12 protein-coding genes and 1 pseudogene are annotated in these 11,873 nt (G+C 48.9%); 6 read left to right on the top strand and 7 right to left on the bottom strand.

Translation table 11 applies throughout. The annotated features are described in order from the left end of the window. Positions 1 to 208: 208 nt before the first annotated feature. The 4 genes and pseudogenes from hemE to lepB all read right to left on the bottom strand — a co-directional run bounded on the left by hemE (position 209) and on the right by lepB (position 3,303). Positions 209 to 1,248: pseudogene (hemE, locus tag EL645_RS45930) on the bottom strand (uroporphyrinogen decarboxylase). 161 nt (positions 1,249 to 1,409) lie between these two features. After that, positions 1,410 to 2,210, bottom strand: a complete 801-nt coding sequence (locus EL645_RS30805) for a uroporphyrinogen decarboxylase family protein (RefSeq protein WP_281276439.1) — start codon at positions 2,208 to 2,210, stop codon at positions 1,410 to 1,412. Then, the gene (locus EL645_RS44665; RefSeq protein ID WP_281276438.1) at positions 2,188 to 2,481 is read right to left on the bottom strand and encodes a uroporphyrinogen decarboxylase family protein; all 294 of its coding nucleotides are present in this window, start codon (positions 2,479 to 2,481) and stop codon (positions 2,188 to 2,190) included. The genes EL645_RS30805 and EL645_RS44665 overlap by 23 nt, the downstream gene beginning before the upstream one ends. 273 nt (positions 2,482 to 2,754) lie before the next feature. After that, positions 2,755 to 3,303: a signal peptidase I gene (gene lepB, locus EL645_RS30800; RefSeq protein WP_126556067.1), complete on the bottom strand. Its 549-nt coding sequence runs from the start codon at positions 3,301 to 3,303 to the stop codon at positions 2,755 to 2,757. A gap of 412 nt (positions 3,304 to 3,715) precedes the next feature. Here lepB and EL645_RS44660 point away from each other — a divergent pair, with 412 nt between their 5' ends. After that, on the top strand, positions 3,716 to 3,847 hold the full coding sequence (locus tag EL645_RS44660; RefSeq protein ID WP_281276436.1) for a hypothetical protein: 132 nt from the start codon (positions 3,716 to 3,718) through the stop codon (positions 3,845 to 3,847). A 15-nt stretch (positions 3,848 to 3,862) separates the two neighbouring features. Continuing rightward, positions 3,863 to 5,497 (top strand): protein kinase domain-containing protein, encoded by a 1,635-nt coding sequence (locus EL645_RS30795; RefSeq protein WP_307720595.1) that lies wholly within the window; start codon positions 3,863 to 3,865, stop codon positions 5,495 to 5,497. A 111-nt stretch (positions 5,498 to 5,608) separates the two neighbouring features. On the opposite strand, the gene EL645_RS30790 is transcribed toward EL645_RS30795, so the two are convergent. After that, entirely contained in the window at positions 5,609 to 5,890 is a 282-nt protein-coding gene (locus EL645_RS30790; protein ID WP_126556061.1) for a hypothetical protein, read from the bottom strand. Between the two features lie 417 nt (positions 5,891 to 6,307). On the opposite strand from EL645_RS30790, the gene EL645_RS30785 reads away from it, so the two are divergent. Both EL645_RS30785 and EL645_RS30780 read left to right on the top strand, forming a co-directional pair. Then, positions 6,308 to 6,874 (top strand): HdeD family acid-resistance protein, encoded by a 567-nt coding sequence (locus tag EL645_RS30785; protein WP_126556058.1) that lies wholly within the window; start codon positions 6,308 to 6,310, stop codon positions 6,872 to 6,874. 281 nt (positions 6,875 to 7,155) lie between these two features. After that, a complete protein-coding gene (locus tag EL645_RS30780; protein WP_126556055.1) occupies positions 7,156 to 7,524 on the top strand; it encodes a DUF1622 domain-containing protein in 369 nt (122 codons plus the stop codon). Positions 7,525 to 7,550: 26 nt separating this feature from the next. Here the strand turns inward: EL645_RS30780 and EL645_RS30775 are convergent, their stop codons facing one another. Beyond that, positions 7,551 to 8,654 (bottom strand): DmpA family aminopeptidase, encoded by a 1,104-nt coding sequence (locus EL645_RS30775; RefSeq protein ID WP_126556052.1) that lies wholly within the window; start codon positions 8,652 to 8,654, stop codon positions 7,551 to 7,553. Between the two features lie 312 nt (positions 8,655 to 8,966). Here EL645_RS30775 and EL645_RS30770 point away from each other — a divergent pair, with 312 nt between their 5' ends. Then, a complete protein-coding gene (locus EL645_RS30770) occupies positions 8,967 to 9,410 on the top strand; it encodes a pentapeptide repeat-containing protein (protein ID WP_126556049.1) in 444 nt (147 codons plus the stop codon). 146 nt (positions 9,411 to 9,556) lie between these two features. Here the strand turns inward: EL645_RS30770 and EL645_RS30765 are convergent, their stop codons facing one another. Then, the gene (locus tag EL645_RS30765) at positions 9,557 to 10,978 is read right to left on the bottom strand and encodes a hypothetical protein (RefSeq protein WP_126556046.1); all 1,422 of its coding nucleotides are present in this window, start codon (positions 10,976 to 10,978) and stop codon (positions 9,557 to 9,559) included. A gap of 350 nt (positions 10,979 to 11,328) precedes the next feature. Here EL645_RS30765 and EL645_RS30760 point away from each other — a divergent pair, with 350 nt between their 5' ends. After that, positions 11,329 to 11,856, top strand: a complete 528-nt coding sequence (locus tag EL645_RS30760) for a phosphotransferase family protein (protein WP_161977832.1) — start codon at positions 11,329 to 11,331, stop codon at positions 11,854 to 11,856. The last annotated feature ends 17 nt before the right edge of the window (positions 11,857 to 11,873 follow it).

Below are 11,873 nucleotides of genomic sequence, written 5' to 3'. Positions count from 1 at the left end.
GCCAGATGCACACATCAAAAGCCACAAAACTATGTATTCCTTGAAGAATACATAGTTTTGTGGCTTTTGGTCATAATATTGGACTATGAGTCTTCCCGGATTTTTCAAAAATCCGAAAAACGGGTTTCGCGCTCCCAATGCGGGAGGTGCAGGAGGTCCCTGCACCCCCAGGTTTGGGAACTTTTTCAAAAGTTAGGGATGACTCATATTAGACCTGGCTGGCTGTATATTCGTGCACGAAGTCTACCAGGCGCTGGACATTTTCGACCGGGGTGCCCGGTAAAATGCCATGTCCGAGATTGAAGATGTGCCCCGGTCGCCCTTTGACACGCTCTAGAATCTCTCTGGTTCGTTTCTCAATCTCAGCCCATGGGGCCAGTAGTGTAACGGGGTCCAGATTACCCTGGACGGCTGACTCTGCTTTGAGGCCATTCCAGGCCTTGTCGAGGTCTAATATGCCAGTCGACACCGATTACATCTCCGCCTGCTTCCTGAATGAGGTCGAGCATGCCACTGGTGTTGGTGCCAAAATGGATAATGGGGACGTTCGCCTGTTTGGCGATTGAGATGGCATGGCGGCTATGTGGCAGAATATATTCACGGTAATCGGCGGGGCTGAGAGCACCAACCCAGCTATCAAAGAATTGTAATGCCTGTGCCCCTGCCTGTGCCTGTGCTAGTAGATATCTACCAATGAGCTCACTCAACTTCTCCATTAAGAGATGCCAGGTGGGAGCATCGCTCATCATCAGGCCCTTGGTATGTAGATAGGCTTTGCTGCTGCCTCCCTCGATAGCGTATGAGGCCAGGGTGAACGGGGCGCCACTAAAGCCGATCAAGGGGATACCACGAGCATCAAGCTGCTGACGGGCCTGTTTAATGGCCTCTAGTGTGAACCACAGGCTCTCAGTCGGATTTGGAATGCTCAAGGCTTCAACATCCGCACGGGTACGAATAGGATTATGAATGACCGGTCCCTCGCCCTTCATAAACTCCAGGTTAAGTCCCATGCCTTCTAGTGGGGGGAAGGATATCGGCAAAAATAATGGCGGCATCCAGATTGAATGCACGGATAGGTTGCATGGTGACTTCCGCAGCCAGCTCAGGCTGCTTGATTATCTCCAGTATTGGATGTTGGGCACGTAGGGCGCGGTACTCTTCCATATAGCGGCCAGCCTGGCGCATGAGCCAGACCGGGGTTGCATCCACGGGCAGGCGGTGGCAGGCGCGTAAGAAGCGGCTCTGGATTGTCGTGGTTGGCGATGTCGGTGCCGTTGATGGTGTTACATTCATAGTGCTGCTCTACTTATCTCCAATTCGCTCTGTTTAATATATTATTGCTGTGATGTGCGTGTTGATCTCTATGGTAAGATGCCTGAACCAGACAATCTGTACCCTCTCTGGGATTTTTAGTTAGCTGCATGGCCGTTATAGCTGTGTACCATATCGACGAGCCGGCGCAAATGGTCAGGATTGGTGGCGGGATGAATTGCGTGCCCCAGGTTAAAGATATGGCCTGGCCGGCGCTGAATCCTGTTGAGCACATTTTCTGTACCCTCGACCACTGTTTCCCAGGGGGCAAGTAGGAGCGTTGGATCTAGATTCCCCATTATGCCGTGCTCGAAGCCAATCTGTTGCCACGCTTGATCGATATCTACGCGCCAATCTACCCCCAGTACATCGCCGCCCGCTTCAGCCATGGCCGTTAGCAGGCTGGCATTGGCCGTACCGAAATGAATACTCTGTGCTCCAGCTTGCTTGATTGCTGCCAGAACGCGTTGTGAGTAGGGTTGGACAAAGTGTGTGTATGCTCCTGGTCCCAGTATGCCTACATTGCTATCAAAAAGTTGAATGGCATCTGCGCCAGCCCGGGTCTCTGCCTGTACATAGCTGATCAGGACATCTGTTATTTTATTCATCAAGGCATGCCAGATGTCGGGGTGTTGGTACATCAGCGCTTTTGCCGTACTGTACTCACGCGTGGGTATCCCTTCGATCATGTAGAGTGCCAGCGTAAAGGGGCCGCCGGCAATAGCTATCACGGCCTGCTGCTGGCTTAACTCCTTTTTGACCATCCGTATCGCTTCCATGACAAATGGTGTCGCCTCGTCGGCTGCTTGAACGCGCAGTGCGGTAACATCTTGCAGCGTGCGAACTGGATTGCTTACGATAGGCCCACGTGCTGGATCAAGCTCGGTTTGCAGGCCCATGCCGGCAAAGGGAAGGATATTCTGTATACATTACCGCTGCATCGACTCCGTATTGGGACACAGGCATTAGCGATACCCGCGAGCAAAGTTCAGGAGTACGGGCGATAGTTAAAATATCATAGGATTCTCGCAATGTGCGATATTCAGTCAGACAATGTCCCGCCTGGCGCATAAACCAGACTGGTGTCGCGTCCGTTGTTTGCCGTTGACAGGCGGCGAGAAAACGTTCGAGCCCTGTTTGCGCAGGGACAGATCGAGGTGGTAACTGCATACGACTTCCTTGTATATCTCAAAAGCATTTATAGCATACCTGATGCGCTATCGGTTGCTAGCAGCAGCCTCAAAAGGATGATCTTTAGCCTGTCCCTTTTGGTCTTGTGGTCGCGGTTCTCGAATGCTGCCTGGTATGATACATTCCATATCATAACGTGAGGAAAGCCGGAATGCAATGTGCAAACTTATGTAATTCTATAGCCAGCGAGAAATCACTGGAGATTTTCTTAACTTTTCGTAATTGCTCGGGCGGGCGGTCCTTTTCCTATGTTTAATGATTATCCTTGACCTGGCTAAAGACAGATGGATAATTATTAATGATTTTCCATGCGTTGACGGGCCAGAAAACTATTACCGCTTTGCCTACCACCATGTCGCTGCTTACTGTTCCCCAGCTGCGTGAGTCGTCTGTCATTGGACGATTGTCATTCAACACAAAGTAAGAATTGGCCGGTACTTTCCATTCGCGCGCCTCAGGATTAAAGGCTTTTTGCACATATGGTTCCTGAAGTACTACGCCATTGATTGTGAGATGAGTGCTATCGGTTTTTATAACGTCGCCAGGCAATCCGACGATGCGAGCCATGACGTCGATATTGGGATTGGGTGGATAGTGGACGACAACCGCATCTCCGCGCTGAGGCCCTCCGAACATGTAGGAGGTTCGATTTACCATGATATATGCGTCACTACTAATCTCTGGTTGCATGCTGGTGCTTTGCATATGATAACCATGGATTATGAAGCGGATCACTATGAATAGCAGCAGGGTAATTGCTATCAATTCTATGATTTCGCGTGTAAAATGCGATCGTTTCAACGTCTATCTCCAGGTGTATTTCTTATATACGTTTTTTTGCCGCTTTATAAGGGTAGGGGCAGCAGCGCTAGCCGCGCTCAAGCGGCGCGTTTAAGATTGCTTTTAAGAGCATGCTTTGAGTTTTTGTTGACTGCGGCTTCAGGCAACACGTAGGGGTAGTATAGCGCAATGCACTTGAAAACTTCGAGAACGTTATGTTGCGTAGCCCAAAACTACAACTTGATTGGTATAAAAGGAGGACCGTAGCAGCGTGCGTTTTGGATTGGAATATATTGATATATCAGGCATCACCATTATCCACAAGTCCTATTGGTGTCTCGATTCTATTGACGCTACATGTGTACTGTATATACACTTTATCTGATGATCGGGTTTCCTGGATCATTGGATGGCAGATATCAAGGGGGATGAAATGCTCGTACCCGTGGAGGACCTTGTCGGTAAAAAATTAGGTGATTATCACCTGACACACAAGCTCATTGGTCAGGGTGAGCGCGCTGACGCGTATTCTGTCAATGGCAAGGTAGTGAGCCGCGGGAAGTGATGTTGACGGTTTTTTTTGTTGCCTGAGGATTGTAAAGGGGCGGCTCGGGAACGCTTTATGACGCGCTTTAACCAGCAGGCCGCTGCCTTGTGCCGTTTGCAACATCCTTATATCGTACCTACATATGCCTTTGGTGAACAATATGGCTATCCTTACCTGGTGACTCCACTGATTGAGGGTGAGACTGTAGCTTCGTTTTTGAAGCGACAGCAGCGTTGCGCTCCTGATTTGATGCTGGCCTTGTTGCGTCAGATCGCTGATGCATTAGATTATGCTCATAATAATCATGTTATTCACGGTACGCTTAAATCCTCAAATGTTCTTCTGGTACGGCAGGGTGGACCTGATGGCATCTATAGTGTGATGGTGGCTGGTTTTGGCCTGGCACATATGTTAGAGATGCGCGGCATTGGCCAGGTGGCTCATCAGTATCCTGGTTTGTTCAGCGTGGCGGGTACTTTATTAACCAATCCCGTCTATATTGCTCCGGAAGTTATTCTGGGTGGCCCATTTGATGCTCGGTCTGATGTCTATGCACTGGGTATTTTGATTTTCGAGATGTTGTGTGGGCACCCACCTTTTTCTGATCCTGACCCTTTTGTTATCCTGCGGAAACATGTGGATGAGCGTATCCCTTCTCTCCAGGCTGTCTCTCCAGATGTGCCGGCGGCCTTAGATATCGCCTTGCAGCGTGCGCTTGAGAGAGATCCGGCCTTCCGCTTGCAGTCACCCGGTAAACTGGTTACAGCCTTTGAGCGCGTTTTAGACGTGATGGAGGAAGCCGCTCGCCCGGCCCCCAAACCACCAGGTACTGCTCTGCCAATGAATGTCCATCTGGCGTTGGTGGATACTTTACCTCCAGGGGAGAATGGCGAAAATGTGGTGGCTATGGCAGGTATTACATCCAGCCGCGTTCCCAGCGTGGCCCCTACTTTTCCTGGTAATACCTTTAAGTTGCAGAGTATTCCCAATCCCAAAGAGTTGGCGCTGGGACCTGCTCCTCGTGGCCCTGTGGCTGAAATGGTGAGCCCTGACATGGCTCGACGTGTATATCAGGCGACATCTCCAGTTGGACCCCGTGAGCAGTCTCCCCTGGGCTCTCCACCACCATTGCCAGGCGGCGCCACCAATCCTGCTGCTACTGCGGTGGCTAAAGAGCAGTCGAAGGCCAATGTACGGCCTGATATGGGGCGTCGCCGGGTGGTAATGGCCGTGAATGGCGTAATTACCGCGGGCGTCTTGTTGGGTGGTGGGTTTAGCCTGTTGCGTTTATTCCAGAATGGAACGCTACAGGTACCCGGTCAGACAGAGGCACATAAGCCACAATCCTTGCCTGCTACAAGCGGTGCTGTTATCCACACCACCGTTCCTGCGAAGAACACAGCACAAATTTTTAAGAATCCTGTTACTAATCGTGAGGATATTTTGATTCACCTGCCTGATGGTCAATTGGTGGCTTATGATCGGGCCTGTTCCCATCAGCAGGCGCTGGTTAATTATGATCCACAGACCCACAAATTGATCTGCCCTTTGCACCATTCCCAATTTGATCCCCAGCATGCGGGTGCGGTGCTAAAGGGGCCAGCGACCCGGCCGCTCAAATCGGTTACCATCCATGTGAATACTAATGGGACAATCACGGTTAAATAGGCTGCGCTCTTATCTCTATGCTACTGCTTATCTGGCTGCTACTGGATGCCTGGAAGTGGATCTGTTGGAGGCTTTGGGAGACATCCAGTCCGCTGCTTTGAAATAGGTAGTTTAATTGCTGACTTCTTCTCGTCTCTCTATATAGTAGTCTACGACATAGATTCTACTTTTCAAGCGTTTTTGTTGCGCTGGATCTAGCAGGCTGGTTCTTGCAATGGAGCGATATTGAACTACATCTGGCTGCTGTTCAATGACTACATTTGACTGTGGATGGATGAGGCCATGAAAGGCTTGTTTCAAAGACCGAGCATAGCAACGTGCGCCTTTATGCAGGATAGTGAATGTCTCAGGCTGTTCTTCCAGGGTCAATAACCCTCTCGCTGTCTCTTTCATTGTCGTCCCTCCAGATGTCTTAGACTGATCAATTACGGCATCCTGTTTGATTCAAACGTAAATTTGCTCTTCTAATCAAATATTCTGTTTCTTGTTGATAAATCTGGTAAAAAATTCTGCATCTGTTCTCTATTATATTGACGCTGCATGGAGCTTAATTTGGACAAACCTGTTCTTTATGTGACTGAGTCCTGCCCATATGGGCTATTATGCTCGTTTAATGTAAACAATATCTATTGTAGTAAATCCACTATTCCTGCCCCTTTGGGGGGCTATTTTTTTGTTCTCGCAAAAAAATACCACATTTGGAGGATGTCAATTCGCCTATATTGATATATATATCGAGGAAGAAAGGAATAAAAATGAGGGCTAATCCCCATCGTTAATAGAGAGATTTAATCGAGGAGAAGAATGATCATGGAAACATTGTTTCGTGATTACCGCTGGTCATTGTTGTTTAGGGGCATCATCGCGATTCTCTTTGGCATTCTGGCCCTTGGTTGGCCAGGTAAGACATTGGCCCTGTTGATCGTCCTGTTTGGTGCCTATGCTATTGTAGATGGCGTTGCTAGTATCTTTTCTGCTGCACGGGGCAGAACTGCTCACAACTGGGGATTGTTAGTCGTTGAAGGTATCGTTAGTATTCTGGCTGGTATTATCGCCTTTGTATGGCCGGGACTTACCGCGCTGGCACTTCTCTATGTGATCGCTGCCTGGGCGGTTATCACTGGCGTCACTGAAATAATGGCTGCCTTTTCTTCTCACACGGATGTTGGAAGGGACTGGTGGTTGGTGTTGGCGGGTATTGCCTCCATCATCTTTGGTGTTTTGATAGCGGTCCAACCTGGAATTGGCCTGCTGACAGTAATCTGGCTGATTGGAATTTATGCCATTGTCTTTGGCGTGTTGTTCCTGGCACGCTACTTCCAAACACGTTCCATAGCCCACACCATGGCCAATGCACCACATTCCGGCCTGGTTTAAACAAAATAAATTCAAGAACCTGGCCACTTCCAGGCAGAGTTTTCCCTGAGTAGTCTCTAGAAAAGCGGGTAGCAGCCCTCGATTGGGGAGTCTGGGGGCTGTGCTCCTAACCTCTTTCTCTCCTTTAATTTGCTACAGCAGGCGAAAGCGGGGATGCAAGGGGTGAACAACCCCTTGTGACTGGGGGCCTATGGGGCTGTGCCCCCAAACTCTCTTTTTCTCTGGTGCCGCCGTCAGGCGACACCAGAGAAAAACAAAAAAACACGCATGGGGATGGCTAAATGGAAGAGTTTTTCAAGCTTGCAACCAGCTACCTCGCATCCTGCGTCGAAGCAGGGGCCGCCCTCATCATCGCCTTTGCAGCTTTACAGGCATTCTTACATGCTGCCCTCTTGTTTTTCCGCAAACCCTCCACTCAGGAAGCACAGACCGAACATATTCGCTTGCGGCTGGGACGCTGGTTGGCTCTGGCCCTCGAATTTGAGCTTGGCGCCGATATCTTACGTACCGCTATTGCCCCCACATGGTCAGAAATTGGACAACTTGCCGCCATTGCGACTATTCGTACCCTCCTGAACTATTTCTTGCAACAAGAGATCGATCGCGCCTCTCAGCGTTACCCTCGCATTCCTGAACAAACGCAACTTTGATCAAGTGGCCTCCGCGGACTACCATGCTATTGAGGACGGTATGCCTGCATGATACGCTGCAACTCGTCCAGCGGTAATGCATGGACTGTACGGCCTTGCCAGCCGGTCATGGTTTCGGCGGCCGTGAGCGCATTCAAGATAGACTCTTCCGTTGCTTCGGCGACCGCTTCAAAAAATGGATTGAGTTGATCATGTGGGAGCATTTTCACGTTCAAGGGCGCCTCAGCACCCATTGGAACGTCATTTCCGGTTGAGAACGCGAGAAATATATCCCCACTACCGTTGTGTCCGACTCCTCCGGCCCTTGATAAGCCGACTGTCGCTCGTTTGGCCAGGCGGTTGCATTGGATTGGCAGCAGTGGCGCATCGGTGGCTATAATGACGATAATGGAGCCGCCTTTGGGAGGAGTGGCCCAGGGATCGGCTACTTTTGTGTAATCGATCTCGCGTCCAACCGGAACGCCATCTACGCGCAGCAAACCGCGACTGCCATAATTGCTTTGGACCAGCACGCCAACCGTGTATTGTTCTCCCAGGCACTCTACTATTCGGGATGAAGTGCCAATGCCACCTTTGAATTCATGACAGATCATTCCCGTTCCACCGCCCACATTTCCTTCCGCGACCCAGCCGCTGTGTGCGTTTTCCAATGCCTTAAAGGCATGCTCTTTGGTGACATGAAAAGCTCCAATATCATTGAGCCAGCCATCCCAGGTCTCGGCCACCACGGGTAGTGAACCAAGCCACGAAGCTGCGATTGAAGGGGGCGTGTGCCATTTTTCGGCCATCTCCAGGGGATAGGCACATAGCGCATCTCGTACGGTGCCTACAGAATTAGTATTGGTGATCCCTATCGCGGTATGGATCACGCCTGCTTCAGCGATCCAGGGCAGACCCGTCATCTCTCCGCAGCCGTTGAAATTGAAGAAGCCCGCAAACGCATGGTTGCTCCAAATATCGCCATTGCGCGGCACAATTACTGTTACTCCTGTACGAGCTGTGCGTTCTTCATCGGAAATAATTGTTTCATGACCAACTAAAACTCCTGGTACATCGGTAATCGCATTATACTGGCCAGTTGGTAAAGTCCCAATGCTAATCCCAAGCTCGCGTAAACGTGCTCTCTGCATAATATATTCTGTCCCCGGTCATTTAATTTGTCTTATCTATCCGTTTCTTGTAAGCTTAATTAAGAAGAATTGTAGTTTCCTACACTATACTACACTCCCCAGGCTTGCTTACAGGCCCATAAACGCCTGGTTTATATATCTATAACAATATTCCGTTACTGATGGGGTACTGAAATAGTAGGATTGAGACTACAATAGAGGTGTAGACTAATGTTTGCCTGGTAGGAAGTCTGCTGAAAACCATTGAATTTGTTTTATGTAGCGTGTTTTAGGCGTGTGGATAGGCAAGACCTGGGCTAAGGAGATAAAGTCATGGATCGGGTTGATCTGATAACTCTTATGCGGACGAGCCGGCCCCAATATTGGAATGGATGGAGGAGAGAACACAGCGATGTTGTGTTAGATCTGTCGGGCGAGGATTTAAGCGGAGCTCATTTTGGCGAGTTTGACCTCTCCGATATGAATTTCAATGGCGCTAATCTGTCCAGTGCGGATTTTAATAACGGCAATTTGAACGGTGCCCAACTGGTAGGTACTAATTTGCGGGATGCTAATCTGGCGGAAGTTGATTTAGGAGGAGCCAATCTAAGCAATGCCTGCCTGGCTAATTGTGATTTACGCGGTGCTGACCTCAGCCGAGCAAACCTCAGCGGCGCTGATCTACGCCGGGCTGATCTGTCCGGCGCCTACATGGCTGAGGCTATTATTGATGCCGCCCAACTGGCGACCGTTCGTTCACGCCGCGGTAACCTATAGTTTTAAGCCTCCTTTAAATTTTAATATGTTCAAAATTCTTGCATGGTGCAAAAATCTCAATGGTGCAAATTTTGCACCATTGAAGAAAAAAGATTCGGGCGCGTCAGCGCACATACGCAAGTGAGAACCTCATTTCTATAAACCTTCTATTGACCACTGGTGGGCTGCGTACTCTTCAGATTACCTGTATATTGGTTTGATTGTTTCTGGAGCTGATTAATAACCAGGTTGGGAGTCAGACCAAAGGTAGCAGCAAGCACAAAATTGCTAAGAATACTTTTCACATTATAGAGATCATCCAGACTGCTTACTTTGGCGACGATTAAAACTCCGATAATGGCCGCTAACCCTGAGAGTAGCGGCGCCGCAACCAGGCGGGCGGCTCCCAGGTTATAATCATCTATATCATTAGCCGCCTGCGATTCCTGGTACAGGCGACCAAAGAGTCCTACCAGGGCGCCAATCAGGCCAAAGATAATAATGCCGATGAGATGTTGAGCTTTTATGTGAATGATAATGGCGATCTGGGTCGCAACATAGGTGGTCAGGCCAGCCAGCATCATTGTATTTATGAGCTGATTGCGAGCTGTAATTAAGCCGCTCCAGTTATTGGTATTAAAGCTATTGATCATCTCGCGCACCAGTTGCAATATTGCGCGTGCCTGATTCTGTTTTTCTTCCACTTGTGGTGTGATATTTTGCGGCCCCGGCTTTGGCTCTGGTGCATTGTCATTTGTTGTGGCTGTTGTAGAGTTGGGGATTTTTGTTGAAGGTTTAAGGTAATTGGTAGCGGATTCATCTATTACTGCTACCGCTGCCCGCAGTTTGTTTTCCCATTCGTCGCTATTGGTAATATTGGCTTGATTCAGTCGCATATCATCATAGATGGCGTCCTGCACTACTTTATCAAGTGGTTCGAGGGTAATTAACAATTCTTCAGCCTGGTTCATGAGGTTCCACAGTTTAATATAGCCTGTGCCAATGACCCAGGCTGTGGTTTGTTCCATCATGCCTGCATAAATCGCATTCCGGTATGAGAGTAGGAGTGTCTGTGGTGTGATAGTTTTATTATCGTCGGCAGTGGTTGGTACGGGGGATTTCGTGACATCGGGAGCCTGGCTAGCGCTTGCTGCTGCTTGAGTTGCTGGCTTTTTGCTGGCTGGTCCCTTTTTTAGTCGATTTAGTAAGTCGTATGTTTCTGCTTGCTGCGTAGCATCAGGAAAGGCTATGGCTATGTGGTAATCTAAATTCTTCAGGCGTTTACATAGTGCATCATAGCTGTTAGCATTTGCGCTGTCGATCGCGGTAAAGCGACGCTGGATCGCTGCCAGTATCATCCATAGTAAACATGCTAGCACGGTGCCGCCCACAAATGGTGTAAATGGTCCTAACCATAATGTTAAGGATGACTGATCTTGTGTCCACGGTACGATAAAAATGATCGCACTTATGAGAGAAGCTGCGATGGGTATCACGGGCAGAAAATGGCGCAATGCAGCCGCCCAGGTACCCGTATAAGGGGCATTGGCCGTTACGATCTCTAAGAAATTTCCATCTGTGTCTTCCATTTCTATTCTCCTGTTGCACCTTTTACTAGGATGAACGCCACCAATGTCCCGGATTAGCCTATGGAATATCTAGCTGTATGCTCAATGATTTGATTATCATAAAAGGGACAGATGTTGAAGAAATACTGCGACCAGCGGATAGGTAAAGCGTAATGTGGTTCTTAGTTGGAGGTAACCATTATACTATAATATTGATGTAGATGAAGATACTTCAGGCATCTTTATAGAGCTAAATGAGCAATGAGAGAAAGAGCAGATGGATATAAAAGAGCAATATCTACAAAGTATTTACCATTGGTATCCCGAGTTTATGGTGCAAAATGTTGAATTGGTAGCGCATGGACAGAATAATGATATCCTTATCATCAATGATGAGTTTATCTTCCGCTTCCCTTCCCGTTCAGACCTTACCCACTGCTACACTTCAACGTGCTGATACGTATGATGGCTGCCTGGATGTGTATACCCGTATTCGTGAACGTTGTTTCCCTTTTATGCGGCCAGCTGCCCGGACCTGGGCCAGCCAGCACTTTGAGCATTTTCTCGCTGAGCCTGGCAATTTTTCCTACGCCGCGGTGCTCAAGCATGGCGACTTTGGGAGCAGTAATATTTTATACTCCGCTGAACAACAGGCTATCAGTGGCATCATCGATTTTGGCGGCATGAGCCTGGGAGATCCTGCCTATGATTTCGCTGGCTTGCTCAGTTGTTATGGCGAGCCCTTTTTGCGGTGCTTTGCCACTATATATCCTGAAATTGAGCAATTCTGGGGACGCATCCTCTTTTATCAAGGAACCTTTGCGCTGCTGGAAGCGCTATTTGGCCTGGAACATAATGACCAGCAGGCCTTTGAAAGCGGCATTGCAACTTATCGCTAAATTTTACGTATTTCTGA

The sequence above is a fragment of the Dictyobacter kobayashii genome (assembly GCF_003967555.1).
Classification (GTDB): Bacteria; Chloroflexota; Ktedonobacteria; order Ktedonobacterales; family Ktedonobacteraceae; genus Dictyobacter; species Dictyobacter kobayashii.
The sequence above is the reverse complement of the archived record's forward strand: the minus strand, read 5'-3'. Positions and strand labels throughout refer to the sequence as shown.